This is a genomic window from Mitsuaria chitosanitabida ATCC BAA-476 = NBRC 102408 (assembly GCF_001598255.1).
GTDB lineage: Bacteria > Pseudomonadota > Gammaproteobacteria > Burkholderiales > Burkholderiaceae_C > Roseateles > Roseateles chitosanitabidus.
This window is the reverse complement of the sequence record NZ_BCYP01000011.1, coordinates 151858-172022: the sequence shown is the minus strand read 5'-3', so window position 1 is coordinate 172022 and position 20165 is coordinate 151858. Positions and strand designations below refer to the sequence as shown.

General features: G+C 67.6%; 18 protein-coding genes. 5 read left to right on the top strand and 13 right to left on the bottom strand.

Annotated elements, in window-relative coordinates:
- Positions 1–72: 72 nt before the first annotated feature.
- Together ftsH and MCHT01_RS07645 are read right to left on the bottom strand one after the other, a co-directional pair.
- Positions 73–1977, bottom strand: a complete 1905-nt coding sequence (gene ftsH / locus MCHT01_RS07650; protein ID WP_067064263.1) for an ATP-dependent zinc metalloprotease FtsH — start codon at positions 1975–1977, stop codon at positions 73–75.
- Between the two features lie 254 nt (positions 1978–2231).
- A complete protein-coding gene (locus MCHT01_RS07645) occupies positions 2232–2906 on the bottom strand; it encodes an RlmE family RNA methyltransferase (protein ID WP_067064261.1) in 675 nt (224 codons plus the stop codon).
- An 18-nt stretch (positions 2907–2924) separates the two neighbouring features.
- Here MCHT01_RS07645 and yhbY point away from each other — a divergent pair, with 18 nt between their 5' ends.
- Complete coding sequence (gene yhbY / locus MCHT01_RS07640; RefSeq protein WP_067064259.1) at positions 2925–3401, top strand: ribosome assembly RNA-binding protein YhbY; 477 nt, start codon at positions 2925–2927, stop codon at positions 3399–3401.
- A gap of 107 nt (positions 3402–3508) precedes the next feature.
- Here yhbY and MCHT01_RS07635 read toward each other — a convergent pair whose 3' ends face one another.
- From MCHT01_RS07635 to MCHT01_RS07615, 5 genes are all read right to left on the bottom strand, one after another.
- The gene (locus MCHT01_RS07635; RefSeq protein ID WP_067064257.1) at positions 3509–3958 is read right to left on the bottom strand and encodes a DUF4149 domain-containing protein; all 450 of its coding nucleotides are present in this window, start codon (positions 3956–3958) and stop codon (positions 3509–3511) included.
- Between the two features lie 13 nt (positions 3959–3971).
- Positions 3972–4448 (bottom strand): transcription elongation factor GreA, encoded by a 477-nt coding sequence (gene greA / locus MCHT01_RS07630; RefSeq protein WP_067064255.1) that lies wholly within the window; start codon positions 4446–4448, stop codon positions 3972–3974.
- A gap of 84 nt (positions 4449–4532) precedes the next feature.
- On the bottom strand, positions 4533–7799 hold the full coding sequence (gene carB / locus MCHT01_RS07625) for a carbamoyl-phosphate synthase large subunit (RefSeq protein ID WP_067064254.1): 3267 nt from the start codon (positions 7797–7799) through the stop codon (positions 4533–4535).
- Between the two features lie 18 nt (positions 7800–7817).
- The gene (gene carA, locus MCHT01_RS07620; protein ID WP_067064252.1) at positions 7818–8978 is read right to left on the bottom strand and encodes a glutamine-hydrolyzing carbamoyl-phosphate synthase small subunit; all 1161 of its coding nucleotides are present in this window, start codon (positions 8976–8978) and stop codon (positions 7818–7820) included.
- A 374-nt stretch (positions 8979–9352) separates the two neighbouring features.
- Positions 9353–9754, bottom strand: a complete 402-nt coding sequence (locus tag MCHT01_RS07615; protein ID WP_067064250.1) for a GlcG/HbpS family heme-binding protein — start codon at positions 9752–9754, stop codon at positions 9353–9355.
- Positions 9755–9872: 118 nt separating this feature from the next.
- Here MCHT01_RS07615 and MCHT01_RS07610 point away from each other — a divergent pair, with 118 nt between their 5' ends.
- Positions 9873–10574, top strand: a complete 702-nt coding sequence (locus MCHT01_RS07610) for a Bax inhibitor-1/YccA family protein (RefSeq protein WP_067064379.1) — start codon at positions 9873–9875, stop codon at positions 10572–10574.
- A gap of 119 nt (positions 10575–10693) precedes the next feature.
- On the opposite strand, the gene rlmD is transcribed toward MCHT01_RS07610, so the two are convergent.
- From rlmD to surE, 5 genes are all read right to left on the bottom strand, one after another.
- Positions 10694–12058, bottom strand: coding sequence for a 23S rRNA (uracil(1939)-C(5))-methyltransferase RlmD (gene rlmD / locus MCHT01_RS07605; RefSeq protein WP_067064247.1), 1365 nt, complete (start codon positions 12056–12058; stop codon positions 10694–10696).
- A gap of 37 nt (positions 12059–12095) precedes the next feature.
- Positions 12096–13358 carry an RNA polymerase sigma factor RpoS gene (rpoS, locus tag MCHT01_RS07600; RefSeq protein ID WP_439956157.1) on the bottom strand — a complete coding sequence of 421 codons (1263 nt, stop codon included), beginning with the start codon at positions 13356–13358 and terminating at the stop codon, positions 12096–12098.
- Positions 13359–13381: 23 nt separating this feature from the next.
- Positions 13382–14260 carry a peptidoglycan DD-metalloendopeptidase family protein gene (locus tag MCHT01_RS07595; protein WP_067064245.1) on the bottom strand — a complete coding sequence of 293 codons (879 nt, stop codon included), beginning with the start codon at positions 14258–14260 and terminating at the stop codon, positions 13382–13384.
- Between the two features lie 75 nt (positions 14261–14335).
- Positions 14336–15175: a protein-L-isoaspartate(D-aspartate) O-methyltransferase gene (locus MCHT01_RS07590; protein ID WP_067064243.1), complete on the bottom strand. Its 840-nt coding sequence runs from the start codon at positions 15173–15175 to the stop codon at positions 14336–14338.
- The gene (surE, locus tag MCHT01_RS07585; RefSeq protein ID WP_067064241.1) at positions 15172–15927 is read right to left on the bottom strand and encodes a 5'/3'-nucleotidase SurE; all 756 of its coding nucleotides are present in this window, start codon (positions 15925–15927) and stop codon (positions 15172–15174) included. The genes MCHT01_RS07590 and surE overlap by 4 nt, the downstream gene beginning before the upstream one ends.
- A gap of 164 nt (positions 15928–16091) precedes the next feature.
- On the opposite strand from surE, the gene MCHT01_RS07580 reads away from it, so the two are divergent.
- Both MCHT01_RS07580 and MCHT01_RS07575 read left to right on the top strand, forming a co-directional pair.
- Positions 16092–17069: an NADPH:quinone oxidoreductase family protein gene (locus MCHT01_RS07580; protein ID WP_067064239.1), complete on the top strand. Its 978-nt coding sequence runs from the start codon at positions 16092–16094 to the stop codon at positions 17067–17069.
- Positions 17070–17285: 216 nt separating this feature from the next.
- Positions 17286–18026 carry a LuxR C-terminal-related transcriptional regulator gene (locus MCHT01_RS07575; protein WP_067064237.1) on the top strand — a complete coding sequence of 247 codons (741 nt, stop codon included), beginning with the start codon at positions 17286–17288 and terminating at the stop codon, positions 18024–18026.
- A gap of 171 nt (positions 18027–18197) precedes the next feature.
- On the opposite strand, the gene MCHT01_RS07570 is transcribed toward MCHT01_RS07575, so the two are convergent.
- A complete protein-coding gene (locus MCHT01_RS07570) occupies positions 18198–18998 on the bottom strand; it encodes an IclR family transcriptional regulator (protein ID WP_067064235.1) in 801 nt (266 codons plus the stop codon).
- 173 nt (positions 18999–19171) lie between these two features.
- Between MCHT01_RS07570 and MCHT01_RS07565 the strand changes: the two genes are divergently transcribed.
- Entirely contained in the window at positions 19172–20164 is a 993-nt protein-coding gene (locus MCHT01_RS07565) for a Bug family tripartite tricarboxylate transporter substrate binding protein (protein ID WP_169806104.1), read from the top strand.
- The last annotated feature ends 1 nt before the right edge of the window (position 20165 follow it).

Below are 20165 nucleotides of genomic sequence, written 5' to 3'. Positions count from 1 at the left end.
CATGCAAAAGGCCGGTCCTGGGACCGGCCTTCGGGGCGGCGCGCCACACGCGCCGCGGGGACATGTCGTCGATCAGGCCGCGGCCGGCGCGCTGCCCGTGCTGACGGCCGGCGTGCCGCCGTTGTCAGCCTTGTTGCTCGGCGGCGTCCAGTCCTTCGGAGGCCGAGGAGGCTTGCCATCCATGATGTCCTGCACTTGCTCGGCATCGATGGTCTCCCACTCGAGCAGTGCCGTGGCCATGGCGTGCATCTTGTCCTTGTTGTCCTCGATCAGCTTGCGCGCGATCGCGTACTGCTCGTCGAGGATGCGACGGACTTCGACGTCGACCTTCTGCATGGTCTCTTCGCTGATGTTGGTCGTGCGCGTGACCGAACGGCCCAGGAAGACCTCGCCCTCGTTCTCGCTGTAGACCATCGGGCCCAGCGCGTCGGACATGCCGTAGCGCATCACCATGTCGCGGGCCAGTTGGGTGGCCTTGTTGAAGTCGTCGGACGCGCCGGTGGTGCGCTGGTCCATGAAGACCTCTTCCGCGATACGGCCGCCGAACAGCATCGAGATCTTGGACAGCGCCCAGATCTTGTCGTAGCCGTAGCGATCCTTCTCAGGCAGCGTGAACGTGACACCCAGCGCGCGGCCGCGCGGCACGATCGTCACCTTGTGCAGCGGATCGGACTTCGGCAGCAGCCAGCCGATCAGCGCGTGGCCGGCCTCGTGGTACGCGGTGTTCTTCAGCTCTTCCGGATCCATCACGGCCGAGCGACGCTCGGGTCCCATGAAGATCTTGTCCTTGGCCATCTCGAAGTCGCGCATCTCGACGATGCGGGCGCTGCGGCGGGCGGCCATCAGCGCAGCCTCGTTCACCAGGTTGGCGAGGTCCGCGCCGGACATGCCCGGCGTGCCACGGGCCAGCACGTTCGCGCTGACATCCTGGCTCACCGGCACCTTGCGCATGTGCACGTTCAGGATCTGCTCGCGACCCCGCACGTCCGGCAGCGTCACGTAGACCTGGCGGTCGAAGCGGCCCGGACGCAGCAGCGCCGGGTCAAGGATGTCCGGACGGTTGGTCGCGGCCATCACGATGACGCCCAGGTTGGTCTCGAAGCCGTCCATCTCGACCAGCATCTGGTTGAGGGTCTGCTCGCGCTCGTCGTTGCCGCCGCCGAGGCCGGCGCCGCGATGGCGGCCGACCGCGTCGATCTCATCGACGAAGATGATGCAGGGGGCGCTCTTCTTGGCCTGCTCGAACATGTCGCGCACACGGGCCGCGCCCACGCCGACGAACATCTCGACGAAGTCGGAACCCGAGATCGTGAAGAACGGGACCTTGGCCTCACCCGCGATGGCCTTGGCCAGCAGCGTCTTGCCGGTACCCGGAGGGCCGACCAGCAGCACGCCGCGCGGGATGCGACCGCCCAGCTTCTGGAACTTCTGCGGATCCTTCAGGAAGTCCACCAGTTCCTTGACCTCTTCCTTGGCCTCGTCGCAACCGGCGACGTCGGCGAAGGTGGTGCTGTTGTTGGCCTCGTCCAGCATGCGCGCCTTGGACTTGCCGAAACTGAAGGCGCCGCCCTTGCCGCCGCCCTGCATCTGCCGCATGAAGTAGACCCACACGGCGATCAGCAGCAGCATCGGGCCCCAGCTGAGCAGGATGCTCATCAGGACCGAGGGCTCCTCACGGGGCTTGGCGTCGAACTTGACGCCGTAGTTGATCAGGTCGCCGACCAGACCGCGATCCATGAACGGCGCGGTGGTGCGGAGCTTGTTGCCGTCGCTCGTCTGGGCGACGATCTCCGTGCCGGCCGGGGTCTCCTGCAGGGTGACCTGCTTGACGCGCTTCGCGCGGACTTCCTCGAGGAAGTCAGAGTAGGCGATCGGATTCCCCTGGGTTGCGCTGCGATCGAACTGCTTGAAGACAGTGAACAGCACGAGGGCGATCACCATCCACACAGCCACTTTCGAGAACCACTGATTGTTCACCGCGACTCCTTTGTCATTCCATCACTGCCCAAGCCCGCCGATCAGCGGCGGAGGCAGTCTTTCACGGCATATAGGGTTGATTCTAGGACAGTCAAGTCCCTCGCCTTGATTGGCAATTCCACACGCCTCGATAGATATTGCCACGCCCCCACCCTTTCGACAGGAAGAAGCGGGGCCGACTTCCCCGGCTGATCGCCCTGCCGCGGGCGAAACGTGACGATTTCCGCCCTTCCCGGCGCCGCGCCGGCCGCGACTCAGGACGACTTGAGCCCGATGCCGACGAGGAAGTTCTCCGACGAGCGCTCCCGCGAGGCCTTGGGCTTGCTGGTCTTGACCTTCTTGAACTGCGCCCGGAAGGCGTGGACCAGTTGGTCGTACCCGCTGCCATGGAACACCTTGGCAACCAGCGCGCCTTCCGGCTTCAGATGCTGCTTCGAGAAGTCGAGCGCCAGTTCGATCAAGTGCTCCATGCGGGCCGCGTCGGTGCTTTCGATGCCGGACAGATTGGGCGCCATGTCCGACACCACAAGATCCACCTTCGCGCCACCGAGCGCGGCCTCGAGCTGCGTCAGCACCTCTTCCTCGCGGAAATCGCCCTGGATGAACTCCACGCCCTCGATCGGCTCGAAATCGAGCAGGTCCAGCGCGATGATGCGACCGTTGAGCTGACCGACGGCCGCCCCGCCCGCTCCCGCCTCCTTGGGCGCGAAACGGCGGCGCAGGTACTGGCTCCACGCGCCGGGCGAGGCGCCGAGGTCCACCACCACCTGACCCGGACGGATCAACTGGAACTCCTCGTCGATCTCCTTGAGCTTGTAGGCGGCGCGGGAGCGATAGCCCTCTTTCTGCGCCAATTTCACGTAAGGATCGTTGACGTGGTTGTTGAGCCACGCCTTGTTCACCTTCTTGCTTTTGGTATCGACTTTCATTGCACGGATAATAGGCGGATGCCTGCTATTCAATTGACCCCTGCCCAGCGCAAGGAAAAGCGCGCCGACGCACACCACCTCGACCCGGTGGTGATGATCGGCGCCGATGGTCTGACCGCCGCCGTGACCAAGGAGGTCGACGCCGCGCTCAAGGCCCATGGCCTGATCAAGGTCCGCGTGATGTCGGACGATCGCCAGAACCGCGAAGAGATCCTCGCCCAACTCTCGGACACGCTCGACGCCGCCCCCATCCAGCACATCGGCAAGCTGCTGGTGCTGTGGCGCCCGATGCCGGAGAAGGAAAAGGCCGTCAAGGAAGACGCCCGCCCCGCTCCGAAGACGGTGAAGATCGTGAAGTTCTCCAAGAGCGGCAACAACCGTCCTCAGATCAAGAAGGTCACCGTGCTGGGCAACCAGCGCGTCACGCAAGGCGGCGAGGTCAAACGCGCCAAGAAGCCGCGCCAGACCAGCGTCAAGAAGGCCAGCCAAGGCTGAACTTCGACGACGGCCGCGCGCGCCCGACGGCTCGCGAGGGCCTCAACGACAAGACGGTCCACGGGCCGTCTTTGCATTGGGGCGCCGAGATCCGGCGAGCACCCCTGTCAGCGAGCGGGTGCCGGCGCGATGCGCGGCATCACCCGCCACGCCAGCACGAGCACCGTGATCATCCGGAGCCCGAAGAACACCATCGAGACGGCGTGCAACTGCAGGAAGGTCCAACTGCCCTGCCCCTGCCGCGCGACCTCCATCATCGGCTCGAGCGCGTAATAGCTGGCGGCGGTGAAGCCGATGGCCAACAACGGCAGCAGGAACCCAAGGTTCATGGCCGAGCCGCCCACGTCGCCATCGCGATGCAACCGCCGCTCCATCAGGATCAGCAGGATGCCCGCGGCGAGCGCGAAGCGCGCATCCAGCTCGAACAGACGACCGACGTAGCGACCCGCCATCGCGCGCTCCAGCGTCGCGAACGCGTTCGGCGCGGCCAGCAGGGCCACCGTCAGCAGCTCGCCGGCCCAGAGGGCCGCCAGCAGGGCACGGATGCGCAGCAGCATCGCCGTCGAACCCTCAGATGTAGCGGACTTCGACGATCTCGTAGCGCTTGATGCCACCAGGGGCTTGCACCTCGGCGACGTCGCCGGCTTCCTTGCCGATCAGCGCACGCGCGATCGGGGAGCTGATCGAGATCAGACCCTGCTTGAGGTCGGCCTCGTCGTCGCCGACGATCTGGTACGTGACCTCGTTGCCGGACTCTTCCTCTTCCAGGTCGACGGTGGTACCGAACACCACCTTGCCACCCGCATCCACGGACGACGGGTCGATCACCTGCGCCGCGGCCAGCTTGCCCTCGATCTCGAGGATGCGGCCTTCGATGAAGCCCTGCTTGTCCTTGGCGGCCTCGTACTCGGCGTTCTCGGACAGGTCGCCCTGGGCGCGCGCCTCGGAGATGGCGTTGATCACGGCATGACGTTCGACCGTCTTCAGTCGATGCAGTTCTTCCTTGAGCTTCTCAGCACCGCGCTTGGTCAATGGGATCGTGGCCATGTCTCTAGAACCTTGAAAAACAAAACAAACCGCCGCAGCCGCTCAGGGGGCCTGAGCAGGCGGCGGCGGAATGGATGGGGCAGTTTAATGCAGTTCGGCGTGCAGCTCTTGCAGCGATTGCACCAGTAGACCGTCCTTGTGCTTCATGCCCTCGACGGCCGCTTCGCAGCCCGCCATGGTCGTGTAGTACGTGACCCGGTTGGCCAGCGCGGCCTGACGGATGTGACGGCTGTCGGCGATCGCGGCGCGGGTCTCGTCCACCGTCGTGAAGACCAGCTGGATGTCACCACCCTTGATCATGTCGACGATGTGCGGACGGCCGTCCTTGACCTTGTTGACGACGCGCACCGGCACGCCGGCCGCTTCGATCGCGGCCGCGGTGCCCTTGGTCGCGACGACGCCGAAGCCCAGCGCCACCAGGTCGCGGGCCAGCACCACCGCGCGGTCCTTGTCGTTGTTCTTGACCGTGATCAGCACGTTGCCCTGACGCGGCAGGCGCGAGCCCGCACCCAGCTGGCTCTTGAGCATCGCTTCGCCGAAGGTCCGGCCGGCGCCCATGACTTCACCGGTCGAACGCATTTCCGGGCTGAGGATCGGGTCCACGCCAGGGAACTTGTTGAACGGGAAGACGGCTTCCTTGACGCTGTAGTACGGGGGCTGGATCTCGACCGGGGGCTTGCCGCCCGCGGCCTTCTGGTCCTTGAGCTTGACGCCCGCCATGCAGCGCGCGGCGATCTTGGCCAGCGGCTGGCTGGTCGCCTTCGACACGAAGGGCACGGTGCGCGAGGCACGCGGGTTGACTTCGAGCACGTAGACCGTGTTCTCGGCCAGGCCCTTGGTCACGTCGCCCTGGATCGCGAACTGCACGTTCATCAGGCCCACGACCTTCAGCGCCTTGGCCATGGCCGCGGTCTGACGGCGCAGTTCGTCCTGCAGCTCCTTGGACAGCGTGTACGGGGGCAGCGAGCAGGCCGAGTCGCCCGAGTGGATACCCGCCGCCTCGATGTGCTCCATGATGCCGCCCATCATGGTGTCCTCGCCGTCGCAGATGCAGTCGACGTCGACCTCGACCGCGTCCTCCAGGAAGCGGTCCAGCAACACCGGCGACTTCTCGCTGACGCGCACGGCCTCGCGCATGTAGCGCTCCAGGTCCTTGTCGCCGTGGACGATCTCCATCGCGCGACCGCCCAGCACGTAGCTGGGGCGCACGACCAGCGGGTAGCCGATCTCGTTGGCCAGCGCGACGGCCTGGTCTTCGTTGCGCGCGGTGCGGTTGGGCGGCTGACGCAGACCCAGCTCATGCAGCAGTTTCTGGAAGCGCTCGCGGTCCTCGGCGATGTCGATGGAATCCGGGGTCGTGCCGATGATGGGCACGCCGTTGGCTTCCAGGTCCAGCGCCAGCTTCAACGGGGTCTGGCCGCCGTACTGCACGATCACGCCGACCGGCTTTTCCTTGGCCACGATCTCCAGTACGTCCTCGAGCGTCACCGGCTCGAAGTAAAGGCGGTCCGAGGTGTCGTAGTCGGTCGAGACCGTCTCGGGATTGCAGTTGACCATGATGGTCTCGTAGCCGTCCTCGCGCATCGCGAGGGCCGCATGGACGCAGCAGTAGTCGAACTCGATGCCCTGACCGATCCGGTTCGGGCCGCCGCCCAGCACCATGATCTTCTTCTTGTCGGTCGGATTGGCCTCGCACTCCTCGTCGTACGTGGAGTACATGTAGGCCGTCTGCGTCGCGAACTCCGCGGCGCAGGTGTCGACGCGCTTGTAGACCGGGCGCACGTTCAGTGCATGACGGGTCTTGCGGACCTCGTGCTGGTTCGTGCCCAGCAGCTTGGCCAGGCGCTTGTCCGAGAAGCCCTTCTTCTTCAGCAGGCGCAGCTCGTCGACCGACAGGCCCGCCAGCTCGCGACCCTTCAGGCTCTGCTCGATCTTGATCAGCTGCTCGATCTGGGCCAGGAACCACGGATCGATCTTGGTTTCCTCGAAGACCTCGTCCAGCGTCATGCCGATGCGGAAGGCGTCGCCCAGGAACAGGATGCGCGACGGGCCGGGCTCGCCGATTTCCTGCACGATCTCCTCGCGGTCGGTGCTGACCTCGGACAGACCGTCGATGCCGGTCTCCAGGCCGCGCAGCGCCTTCTGGAAGGACTCCTGGAAGTTGCGGCCCATGGCCATCACTTCGCCGACGGACTTCATCTGCGTCGTCAGACGCGAGTCGGCCATCGGGAACTTCTCGAAGGCGAAGCGGGGGATCTTCGTCACGACGTAGTCGATGCTGGGCTCGAACGAGGCCGGGGTGATGCCGCCGGTGATGTCGTTCTTGAGCTCGTCCAGCGTGTAGCCGACAGCCAGCTTCGCGGCGATCTTGGCGATCGGGAAGCCGGTGGCCTTGGAAGCCAGCGCCGACGAACGCGACACGCGCGGGTTCATCTCGATGACGACCATGCGGCCATCGACCGGATTGATCGAGAACTGCACGTTGGAGCCGCCGGTGTCCACGCCGATTTCGCGCAGGATCGCGATCGAGGCGTTGCGCAGCAGCTGGTACTCCTTGTCGGTCAGCGTCTGCGCCGGAGCCACGGTGATCGAGTCGCCGGTGTGGATGCCCATCGGGTCCAGGTTCTCGATCGAGCACACGATGATGCAGTTGTCCGCCTTGTCGCGGACCACTTCCATCTCGTATTCCTTCCAGCCGATCAGCGACTCCTCGATGAGCAGCTCATTGGTCGGGGACAGGTCGAGGCCGCGCTTGCAGATCTCCTCGAACTCTTCCGGGTTGTAGGCGATGCCGCCGCCGGTACCGCCCAGCGTGAAGCTGGGGCGGATCACCATCGGGAAGCCGCTGCCGCCGATGTCCGCGTGGATGCGCTTCTGCACACCCCAGGCCTCTTCCAGCGAATGCGCGATGCCGGACCGGGCCGAGCCCAGTCCGATCTTGGTCATCGCGTCCTTGAACTTCAGACGGTCCTCGGCCTTCTCGATCGCGTGCTCGTTGGCGCCGATCATCTCGACCTTGTACTTGTCCAGCACGCCGTGCTTGTGCAGGTCCAGCGCGCAGTTCAGCGCGGTCTGGCCACCCATGGTCGGCAGGATCGCGTCGGGACGTTCCTTGGCGATGATCTTCTCGACCACCTGCCAGGTGATGGGCTCGATGTAGGTGACGTCCGCGGTGTCCGGGTCCGTCATGATGGTCGCCGGGTTGCTGTTCACCAGGATGACCTTGTAGCCCTCCTCGCGCAGCGCCTTGCAGGCCTGGGCGCCCGAATAGTCGAACTCGCAGGCCTGGCCGATGATGATCGGGCCGGCGCCGATGATGAGGATGCTTTTGATATCAGAACGCTTGGGCATAACTCGTCTCCCCCTTCATCAGGCCTTGGACATCAGACCGATGAAGCGGTCGAACAGATACGAAATGTCGTGCGGGCCGGGGCTCGCTTCCGGGTGACCCTGGAAGCAGAAGGCCGGCTTGTCGGTGCGGGCCAGGCCCTGCAGCGTGCCGTCGAACAGGCTGACGTGCGTCGGGCGCAGGTTGGCGGGCAGCGTGTCGGGATCGACCGCGAAGCCGTGGTTCTGGCTGGTGATGCTGACGCGGCCGTTGTCCAGATCCTTCACCGGGTGGTTCGCGCCGTGATGGCCGAACTTCATCTTGAAGGTCTTGGCGCCGGAGGCCAGCGCCATGATCTGGTGACCCAGGCAGATGCCGAAGGTGGGGATGCCCGCCTCGATCAGCTGCGCGGTCGCCTTGATGGCGTAGTCGCAGGGCTCCGGATCGCCGGGGCCGTTGGACAGGAAGACGCCGTCCGGCTCGAGGTCGAAGACCTCCGACGCGGGCGTCTGCGCCGGCACGACCGTGATCTTGCAGCCGCGCGAGGCCAGCATGCGCAGGATGTTGCTCTTCACGCCGAAGTCGTAGGCGACGACGTGGAATTTCGGGGCGGTCTGGTCGCCGTAGCCTTGGCCGAGCGTCCACTCGGTCTCGGTCCAGGTCTCGCGCTCGGCGCGGCTGACGACCTTGGCCAAATCCAGGCCGGCCATGCTGGGCGCGCCCTTGGCCAGGGCGATCGCCTCGTCGATGTGGGCCTGCGTGATCTGCTCACCGGCGTCCAGCGCCAGGATGCAGCCGTTCTGGGCACCCTTCTCGCGCAGCACGCGCGTCAGGCGGCGCGTGTCGATGTCCGCGATCGCGACCGTGCCTTCGTCGCGCAGGTACTGGCGCAGCGTGCGGTTCTTGCGGAAGTTCGAGTCGAGGACCGGCGCCTCCTTGATGATCAGGCCAGCGGCATGGATCTTCGACGCCTCGACGTCCTCATCGTTGACGCCGTAGTTGCCGATGTGCGGATACGTCAGGGTGACGATCTGGCGGCAGTAGCTCGGGTCGGTGAGGATTTCTTGGTAGCCGGTGAGCGAGGTGTTGAACACCACTTCACCGACGGTTCGGCCGCTCGCGGCGAGCGACGAACCCTTGAAGACCGTGCCGTCTGCCAGGGCAAGAATCGCGGGAGGAGCGGAAAGCAGATCGGGCAGCACGGGAAACTCCGTTGTTGTGCGCGCGCCCAGCTCTGCTTCGGGGTCTCCGACGCGCATCGCGCGCACGCCTTGGACGACTCGGCGTGCGGGTGCGCTCAGGACTCCTGTGAAGGAGTGGATCCCGTGGGGATCCGATGCGTTCGGGGATGAAGTGTGCGGGGCGCGGTAGGTTGCGGGTAAACCTGCAAAGTATAACCCGCCAGGGTATCTACCGAGAAGATTTGCGCAAACAGGTCATCACGTCGACACGTGAAAGCCGGCCGCCAGCCGCGAGGTCGCGCCGCGCGCGATCCTCGTGAACCCCGATGGCGACGGGGGAATCGGCCGAGATCAGCCGACGCGGCGAACCGATCTCGGCGCGAAGAAGCCAGGGATCAGCCCAGCGCGGCGATGCCTGCCTTGGCGATCTGCGCGTCCTCGTTGGACTTCACGCCGCTGACGCCCACCGCACCGATGCAGAAGCCGTCGACCATCACCGGCACGCCACCCTCGAGCATCCCTTCCAGCGGCACGCTCAGGAAGGCGTTGCGGCCGTTGTTGACGATGTCCTCGTAGACCTTGGAATCGCGACGACCCATCGCGGCCGTCTTGGCCTTGGCGGGGGCGATCACGGCGGACGTCGCCGCGGCATTGTCCAGACGCTGCAACCACAGCAGATGGCCGCCGTCATCGACGATGGCGATGGTCACCGGCCAGTTGTTCTTGAGCGCCTCGGCTTCCGCGGCGGCGGCGATGCGCTTGACCTCGTCCAGGCTCAGGTAAGGCTTCTGCTTCATGGGGGCTCCTCGTGTTCCGGGTGAAGAAAGTGATGGGCTTCTTGGCCGCCGACTTTAACGAAGCCTTAAGGTCGCCGCCTACAATGGTCGCAACACTTTTTTCATGGGGCGCACGCACATGAGCAACCAGAGCTACCAACCTCAAACCGGCGACTTCGGCTACGGCTCGTCGCTGGCCGCGGACCGCCAGCGCGTCCTGCGCAACACGTACGCGCTGCTGGCGCTGTCGCTGATCCCCACGGTGCTGGGCGCCTGGATCGGCGTCGCCACCGGCATCTTCGCCACGATGGGCCCGGGCCTGTCGATGATCGTGTTCTTCGCCGGCGCCTTCGGCCTGATGTTCCTGATCGAGAAGACCAAGAACTCGTCGGCCGGCGTGTTCGCGCTGCTGGGCTTCACGTTCTTCATGGGCCTGATGCTGTCGCGCCTGCTGGCCTGGACGCTGGGCTTCAAGAACGGCGGCTCGCTGATCATGATGGCCGGCGGGGGCACCGCGGCGATCTTCTTCGCGATGGCCACGCTGGCCACCGTCGTCAAGCGCGACCTGTCGGGCCTGCAGAAGTTCCTGTTCGTGGGCGCCGTGATCGCGATGATCGCCGGCATCGCCAACGTGTTCCTGCAGTCCACCGGCGTGCATCTGGCGCTGCTGGTGGCCGTGCTGGGCATCTTCTCGGCCTTCCTGCTGGTGGACGTCAAGCGCATCGTCGATGGCGGCGAGACCAACTACATCAGCGCCACGCTGAACATCTACCTGGACCTGTACAACGTGTTCACCGCGCTGCTGCAGCTGCTGGGCATCTTCGGCGGCGACCGCGAGTAATCCGGCGACAGCCACCTTCGCGCCACCTCGGCCACGAGGTCGGCGCCAACGAGAAAGGGGTCCGTCGGACCCCTTTCTGCTTTGCTGGCCGAGCGCCGTCGCGCCCTCGAGCCTCTGCCTCAGCGCTCGAACACCGCGATGCTCTCGACGTGGGCCGTGTGCGGGAACATGTTGACCGCGCCCGCGTTCGTGCAGCGGTAGCCCGCCACGTTGACCAGCAGGCCCGCGTCGCGCGCCAGCGTGGCCGGGTTGCAGGACACGTAGACGATGCGCTTGGGTGGCGTCCAGCCCGGCGCCAACGACGGATCTTGCACCAGGTCCGCCAGCGCCTTGGCCAGCGCGAACGCGCCCTCGCGCGGCGGGTCGACCAGCCAGCGATCCGACTCGCCGTCGGCGGCCAGCAGCTGCGGCGTCATCTCGAACAGGTTGCGCGCGACGAAGGACGCCTTGTGATCGAGCTGGTTGCGCGCCGCGTTCTCTCGCGACCGCTGCACCAGCGCCTCGCTGCCCTCGATGCCCAGCACCTCGCGGGCCTGCGTCGCCAGCGGCAGCGTGAAGTTGCCCAGACCGCAGAACCAGTCGATGACGCGCTCGCCCGGCTGCACAGCCAGCAGACGCAGCGCGCGGCCGACAAGAACCGTGTTGATGTGGTGATTGACCTGCGTGAAGTCGGTCGGCTTGAAGGGCATCACGACGCCGAATTCCGGCAGCGTGTAGGCCAGCTCCGGACCGTCGGCATCGAGCAGATGCACCGTCTCCGGCCCCTTGGGTTGCAGCCACCATTGCACACCGCGCTCGGCGGCGAAGGCGCGCAGCTTGTCGACGTCACCGGCGCTCAGCGGCTCCAGATGCCGCAGCACCAGCGCGATCACTTCCTGGCCGTCGTTGTTGCCGATGGCGAGCTCGATCTGCGGCAGCCGATCGCGCGCGTCCATCGCGCCGATCAGCTCGCGCAGCGGCATCAGCATCGCGCTCACCTGCTCGGGCAGCACCTTGCAGACCTGCATGTCGGCGATGTAGCGACTCTTGCGCTCGTGGAAGCCCACCAGCACATGCCCCTTCTTCGGCACGTAGCGCACCGACAGGCGCGCGCGATAGCGATAACCGGTCGCGGGACCCTCGATCGGACGAAGCAACTGCTCGGGCTTGACCTTGCCGAGGTGCCACAGGTTGTCTTCCAGCACACGCTGCTTGACCGCCACCTGGGCCGCCGGGTGGAGATGCTGCATCTTGCAGCCCCCGCAGGCGCCGGCATGGAGGCCGAAATGCGGACACACCGGCCGCACGCGTTGCGAGCTCTCGCGGCGCATGGCCACCAACGCGGCCTGCTCCCAGTTGTTCTTCTTGCGGCCGACGGCGACCTGCACTTCCTCGCCGGGCAAGGCGCCCTCGATGAAGACGACCTTGCCTTCGCTGTTATGGGCGACGCCCTGCGCTTCCAGGTCCAGCGATTCGACCTTCAGCCATTCCGATACATCAGTCATGGGCGCGCATTATCCCAGCGCGCGATGGGGCACTCCCTCAGAAGATCGAATCGCGCGAGATGCCTTGCCGCATCATGTTGCGCTTGAGCTTGGCCAGCGCCTCGATCTGGATCTGCCGAATGCGCTCCCGCGTCAACCCGAGCCTCACGGCCAGGATGTCCAGCGTCTCCGGCTCGCGGTCCGCGAGCCCGTAGCGCCCCGCGAGCACCTCGCGCTCGCGATCGCTGAGCGAGGCCAGCCCTGTCTTCAGCAAGTCTTCCAGCTCGTGGCTGAGCCGCAATCCCGCCGGGTCGATGGCCGTCTCGTCGGCGACCAGGTCCAGCATCGATTCGCCGCCCTCGCCGTTGCGGTCGACGGGCGAATCCAGCGAACTGGGCAACTCCGCATAGGCCAGCAGCTCGGCGATCTCGTCGACCGGCCGCCCCAGCGCCTGGGCGACGTCCTCGGCCCGCACGACGCCCTCGCCACCCCGCTCCGCGGCAACAGCCTCCAGCGCGCGGCGCGCCTTCAGCACCTGATTCAGTTCGCGCACGATGTGCACCGGCAAGCGGACCAGCCGTGCCTGGTGCATCAGCGCGCGCTCGACGGCCTGACGGATCCACCAGCTCGCGTAGGTGGAAAAACGGAAGCCGCGTTCGGGCTCGAACTTGCCGATCGCGTGCATCAGGCCGAGATTGCCCTCCTCGATGAGATCGCTCATCGGCAGACCGCGGCCCAGATAGTTCTTGGCGATGCTCACGACCAGGCGCAGGTTGTGCTCGATCATGGCCTGGCGAGCGTCGAAGTCGCCCGCCCTCGCCTTCACGGCGGTGTCGAACTCTTCCTGCGGCGTCAGCAGCGGCGTGCGCCGAATGTCGCGCAGATACGCTTGCAGCGCATTGGTCGCGTCGCCATCGGCGGGACCGAGATCCCCCTTGCTGGCGCGGCCGTTGCGCGCGCCGGCGGCGCCTTCGCCGCGCAGGGCGCGGGCCTCGTCATCCTCGTCGGGGTCGCTCGCGGGCTCGCCGTCGCCGGCCGATCCGTCGGCGCGCGTCTCGTCCCCTTCAAGCGGTTCATGACCATCGCGGCCCTCATGGCCATCGAACCCGTCATGTCCGGCGGAAGCCTCGTGTCCATCGGCCAACTCGTGGCCATCATGCGAGCGCCGGGGCTCATGCGCATCACGCGCCGCATGCGCGTCGTGCCCGCCGGCCGCCGGATCCGTGCCGGCGATCGAGGGCTGCAACGCGAAACGGCCTGGATGGTCCAGGCCGTCGGTCGGAAGGTGACCGTCTGTCGAAGAGGCGCGTTGCATGTTCATGTCGCGGCGCCTCCTTGAGCGCCTCAGCGCGCGGGCAGCAGCTTCGAAGGATCGATCGGCTTGCCCTGCTTGCGCACCTCGAAGTGCAGCTTGACCTGGTCCGCGTCGCTCGAACCCATCTCGGCAATCTTCTGGCCCTTGCGCACCACTTGGTCTTCCTTCACCAGCAGCGTCTGGTTATGCGCGTAGGCCGTCAGGTAGTTCGTGCTGTGCTTGATGATGATCATGTTGCCGTATCCGCGCAACCCCGCGCCCGCATACATCACGCGGCCATCGGCGGCGGCGAACACCGGATCCCCGGCCTTGCCGGAGAAGGACATGCCCTTGTTGCGGACCTCGTCGAAACCCGCCACGACCTGACCGGACGCCGGCCAGCCCCAGCTGATGTCGTCGTCGTCCTTGGTCGCGGGGCTGGACGAGGCGGTGGTCGTCGGGGTCGACGTGGCGGCGGAGGCCGCCGGGCTCGTCGCGGGCGTCTTGCTGTCCAGCGGGCGGGTCTCGACCTTGGAGGCGGCCAGCGGGCGCGTGGTCACGGCGCTCGGATCGACCCCCGGGGGCGCCACGCGCAAGACCTGACCCACCTCGATCAGGTTGGGGTTGTCCATGCCGTTCCACTTGGCGACGTCGCGCCAGCCCTGGCCGTTGTCCATCGCGATGCGGATCAGCGTGTCGCCCGGCTTGACGGTGTAGTAGCCGGGCTTGCCGGCGTTCTCGGCGCCGGGCAGCGGCTTGGATTCGGGAGCCGGCGTGACGGCGGTGCCGGTGATCGACGAGGACGCGCCCGCGCTCTTGCCGACGCTGCGATCCTCGACCGGCGCGCGATGCGGGGTCGACGTGCAACCCGCGAGCGCCAGCAACACCACGGAGGTCCAAAGCAGCGGAAGACGGAGAAGTTGTTGCATGCGCTCGTGAGGTCTCGTTTGGGGAATCGTGCAGCGGGGCGAATTCGTGGGCCGCGGTGGCGGCCCGGCCGTGCGCTACATGACGCCGGATTTTAGGGGCACGAAGAGCACCGCCTCATGCAGGCTGCGCACAAAGCGCGATCCCGAGGCGTCGCGGACGTGATCGATCAGCACCAGGACCTGGCCGCGACCGCCCGGGGCCGTCATCGGCGCGACCAGACGACCACCGGGGGCGAGCTGGTCCAGCCAGGCCTGCGGGATGTCGTCGCCGCCCGCGGCCGCGATGATGCTGTCGTACGGGGCCGAGGGCACATGGCCCAGCATGCCGTCGCCGTAGACCAGCCGGATCTGGTGATAGCCGGTGAGGTTGAGCCGGGCCTTGTCGTGCAGCGGCTTGAGCCGCTCGATGGACACGACCTGTTTCGAGAGTTGCATCAGCAGCGCGGCCTGGTAGCCGCAGCCGGTGCCGATCTCCAGCACCTTGCCCAGATGGCCGCGCTGGCGCGCGCCGGGCGCGTCCATCATCAGCGCCATCATCCGGCCGACCACCGAGGGCTTGGAGATCGTCTGCCCATGGCCGATGGGCAGGCTGGTGTCCTCGTAGGCCTGCGTCGCGAGCGCCGAGTCGACGAACTCGTGACGGGGGACGGTCGCCAGCGACTGCAGCACGCGCTCGTCGCTCAGCCCCTCGCGCCGCAGGCGCTGGACCATGCGCTGACGCACGCCCACCGAGTCCAGGCCGATGCCGATCGGCGTGGACTGGCGCGCCTTGATCGCGGCGGCCTGCTGCCAGTGGCCTTGCGGCTTGATGGGCTCGCGCGCCTCGGCGGCCGCGGCGGCGCTCGGACGCGGCGTCGTGCCGAGCTGGTTCAGCGACAGCGGGAAGCGCTTGGGCCGCGGCGGCGTCTGGGTCATGCGCGTCCGTCGGTCCGCAGACGACGGCTCCAGTCGCCCAGCGTCGCGTGCTCGGTCAGGTCGACCTGCAGCGGCGTGACCGACACGGCCCCGTTGGCGGTGGCGTGGAAGTCCGTGCCCTCGCCCGCCTCGCGCGCGTTCCCGGCCGGTCCGATCCAGTAGATCATCTCGCCGCGCGGGCTGCGCTGCTGGATGGTGGCCTCGCTCGCATGGCGGCGGCCCAGGCGCGTGATCTGCCGCGGCAGCGCGGCCGCGTCGGCCCGATTCGGAATGTTCACGCTGAGCAGGAAGGGGTGGCCCAGCCCGCCGGCGATGACGTCCTGGACCAGTTGACGCGCGGTCGCGGCCGCGGCGTCGATGTGGCCCCAGCCCTTGTCGACCTGCGAGAACGCGATCGACGGGATGCCGAAGAGGTAGCCCTCGGTGGCGGCGGCGACCGTGCCCGAGTAGAGCGTGTCGTCGCCCATGTTGGCGCCGTTGTTGATGCCCGAGAGCACCAGGTCCGGGCGATAGTCCAGCAGCCCCGTCAGCGCCAGGTGGACGCAGTCGGACGGCGTCCCGTTGACGTAGCGGAAGCCGTTGGCCGCGGTGTAGACCGACAACGGGCGGCTCAGGGTGAGCGAGTTGGAAGTGCCGCTGGCGTTCTGCTCGGGCGCGATCACGTCGATCTGGCCGAGCCCTTCGCACGCGCGGACCAGGGCATGCAGGCCGGGGGCCAGGTAGCCGTCGTCGTTGGCGATGAGGATGCGCATGGGCGGCATTGTAGGCACCGTCACCTCAGCGACGCGAGGAGCGATGCCCGCCCCCTACCATCCGGCCGACCCCGGGTGGACGCGGGCCGGACGGATGCCGGCGGCCACCCGATCCCTACACCACGAACCGGCCCGCGAGACGGACCCGGAACCAGGAGATCCCCATGAAGGCATGGCTGTGCGAGAACCCGATCGGCGTCGAGGCGCTGCAATGGAAGGAACTGCCCTCCCCGCAGCCCGGCCCGGGCCAGCTGAAGGTCGCGATCAAGGCCGCGAGCCTGAACTTCCCCGACCTGCTGATCGTGCAGAACAAGTACCAGATGAAGCCGTCGCTGCCCTTCGTCCCCGGCACCGAGTTCGCCGGCGTGGTCGAGGCGGTGGGCGACGGCGTGACCGGGTTCAAGCCCGGCGACGCGGTGGCGGCCTTCACCGGCACGGGCGGCTTCGGCACCGAGGCGCTGGTCCCGGCCGCGCTGGCCCTGCCGCTGCCCCCGGGCTTCCCGTTCCAGGACGCGGCCGCCTTCATCTGCACCTACGCCACCAGCCACCACGCGCTGATGGACCGCGCGGCGCTGCAGCCCGGCGAGACCGTGCTGATCCTGGGCGCCGCCGGCGGCGTGGGCACGGCGGCCATCCAGATCGCCAAGGCGGCGGGCGCGCGCGTGATTGCGGCGGCCTCGTCGGACGAGAAGCTGGCCCGCTGCCGCGAGATCGGCGCGGACGCCACCATCAACTACGCCACCGGCTCGCTGCGCGACGAGATCAAGGCCTTGACCGAGGGCAAGGGTCCGGACGTCATCTACGACCCGGTCGGCGGCGACCTCGCCGAGGCGGCCTTCCGCTCGATCGGCTGGCGCGGCCGCTATCTGGTGGTGGGCTTCGCGCAGGGCGCGATCCCGGCGCTGCCGCTGAACCTGGCGCTGCTCAAGGGCGCGTCGCTGGTGGGCGTGTTCTGGGGCGAATTCGCCAAGCGCGAACCCAAGCGCAACGCCGCGATGATGATGGAACTGGCCCAGTGGTACGCCGCCGGCAAGATCCGCCCGGTCATCGACCAGGTGCTGCCCATGACGCAGCTCCCACAGGCCTTCGCGCGCATGAGCACTCGCCAGGTCGTGGGCAAGCTGGTGGTCGTCAACGACTGAACGGACGCGCGGCCGTCCCGCCCTCCCGCCGTCCGGCGGATCGGGGCGACCGCCCATCCAAGCCCCTCGATCACCGGAGCGGCGCCTCGCCATCCTCCATCGGGGGGACGCCAGAGGGAAAGGCGGCCTGTCGCAGGCGCGGCGACACCCTTCTTCACGGGGCATGCAAGCGAGGGGGCCCCTGCTAGGATGCGGCCAGCTTTCGCTCTCCACACCATGGCCGTCAAAGTTCTCATCGTCGAAGACAACCCCGTCGCCCGCAGCTTCCTGTGCCGCGTGGTGCGAGAGAGTTTCAGCGACGGCATGGAGATCACCGAGGCCGGCGATCTGGAAGGCGCGCGCCGCCAGCTGTCCAAGGTCGAGGCCGAAACCGGCGCGGCGGGCTTCAAGCTCATCCTGGTCGACCTGGAGCTGCCCGACGGCAACGGCATGGAGTTCCTGGGCGAGCTCGCCGGCAAGCCGGCGGTCAAGATCGTCACCACGCTGTACTCCGACGACGACCACCTCTTCCCCGCCCTGCAGCGCGGCGCCGACGGCTACCTGCTGAAGGAAGACCGCTTCGAGGTGCTGGTCGAGGAACTGCAACGCATCGTCCGCGGCCAGCCGCCGCTGTCGCCGGCGATCGCGCGGCGCCTGCTGCAGCATTTCCGCCCGGGCTCGAGCGGCGATTCGGGCCCGATGGGGCTGAACTCCGGCTTCGGCAGCCTGACCTCCAGCGCCACGACCCTCGGCCGCGGCGTCACGCTGGACCCGCAGCCGGAATGGGAGCGCCTGACGCCCCGCGAGAACGAGGTGCTGACTTACCTGAGCAAGGGCTTCACGATCAAGGAGATCGCGAACCTGATGGGCATCAAGTGGTTCACCGTCAACGACCACATCAAGTCCATCTACAAGAAGCTCAATGTCTCCAGCCGCGCGGAAGCGGCCGTGCTGGCGAGCAAGCAAGGGCTGGTGTGATCGGCTGAGCCCACCACCTCGACGACGAAGCGCCCGACACCGGGCGCTTTTTCTTTGGGGCCTTCGTGAACCGACGGGCCTCGGGCCGTCAGCCCGAGTCCGAGTCCGAGTCCGAGTCCGAGCCTGAGCCTGAGCAGGGGCTGGCCTGCGAGCCCGGGGGCGGCTTGAGCCTCAGGCCCCGGCGAAGTCCTCGTCCTTGAGCGCCCGCAGCGCCGCATCCAGGCCGGTGGCGTCACCGCCGAGTTGCCGGCTCGCCTCGCGGGCGGCTTCCAGCACCTGCCGGCAGGCCTCGCGCATGGCGTCGGGCGGCCCCAGCCGCGTGCGCGGCCCCGAGATCGCCAGCGCCCCCATCACCTCGCCGCCCACGCCGAACACCGGCGCCGAGACCGAGGCCGTGTCCGGATCCCGCTCCCCGCGCGACAACGACCACAGCTGGCGCCGGATCACCTCATGGCCGCCCGCCTTGTCCGCGGAGAAGGCGCACAGCACCTTGCCCGAGGCGCCCTGGTCCAGCGTGTACTGCTGGCCGATGACGACCGCCGCGCGCACCGACCGCGAGGGTTCCGCGCGAAACAGCGCCACCCGCGCGTCGCCGTGCCGGACGTAGAACGACGCGGTCTCCCCGGTCGCCACGCTGAGCTGCTTGAGCAGCGGCTCGATCACATGCCCGACGTGGTACGAGCGCTGGTAGACCGCCGCCAGCCGCAGCGGCGCCGGACCGACCGCGTAGCTGCCGTCGGCGAGCTTGCGGATGAAGCCGCCGTGCTCCAGCGCGCCGAGCAGCCGCAGCGCGGTGCTCTTGTAGAGATCGGTCCGTCGAGCGAGCTCGGTCAGCGACAAGCGGTCGTCGTCCGGCCCGAACGCCGCCAGCAGCGCGAACGCGCGATCCAGCACCGCGACGCCGCTGCCGGCGCCGTTCGCCTCCGCGGCCTCATGACCGCGCTCGGAACTCTCGATGTTTTTCTTGGGCATGCATGGTCCTCGGGACGCGGATTGTCCGGGCTCGCCGCGCAGACACGCGCGGTCCCAGCAGCGCCCATCCTTCGGGTTAACCCCGAAGACAGCCCTCCGCATCGATCTCTAAAGTTCTGTTTAGCAGATCATAGTTCTATCCAATAGAACATCACAACCCGGAGACAACCCTCATGCCCAGCTTCCGTGCCTCCCTGGCCGTCGCGGCGATCGTGACGATCAGCGCCGCTTCGATGCTCCCCCTGACCGCCGCGCGGGCCGAGTCGCCCTACCCGGCCGAGCCGATCAAGATGCTGGTGCCCTTCCCGCCCGGCGGCGGCACGGACATCGTGACCCGCCTGGTCGTGGACCGCATGCGCGAGGACACCCAGTGGACCTTCATCGTCGACAACAAGGCCGGCGCGGGCGGCAACATCGGGCTGGACGCCGTCGCCAAGAGCAAGGCCGACGGCTACACCCTGGGCATGGGCCAGACCGCCAACCTGGCGATCAACCCGGCCCTGTATCCCAAGATGCCCTACGACCCGACCAAGGCCTTCGTGCCGGTGGCGCTGGTCGCGGGTCAGCCGGTGGTGCTGGTGGTCGGGCCCAGCTCGAAATTCAAGACCGTCGCCGAGCTGGTGGCCGCCGCCAAGGCAAAGCCTGGCACCTTGACCATGGCGTCCGCCGGCAACGGCACCGTCGGCCACCTGACCGGAGAGCTCTTCTCCCGCCAGGCCGGCATCAACGCGACGCATGTGCCCTACAAGGGCGCGGGACCGGCCGCGACGGACCTGCTGGGCGGCCAGGTCGACTACTACTTCGCCACGCCGCAGACGGTGATCGGCTTCATCAAGTCGGGCCGGCTGCGCGCGCTGGCGGTGAGCTCGCCCAAGAGGCTGCCGGTGCTGCCGGACGTCCCGACCGTGGCCGAAAGCGGCTTCCCGGGCTTCGACACCAGCGACTGGAAGATGATCGTCGCGCCCGCCGGCACGCCGCCGGCCGTCGTGCAGCGCCTGAACGCGCAGGTCGAGAAGGCCATGTCCAAGGCCGCCACCATCGGCCGCCTGCAGGCCGAGGGCAGCGTGCCGATGTGGGCCTCGCCGCAGCAGACCGCGCAGTTCCTCAAGACCGAGCAGAAGCGCTGGGGCGACCTGGTCCGCAGCGCCCACGTGAAGCTGGATTGAG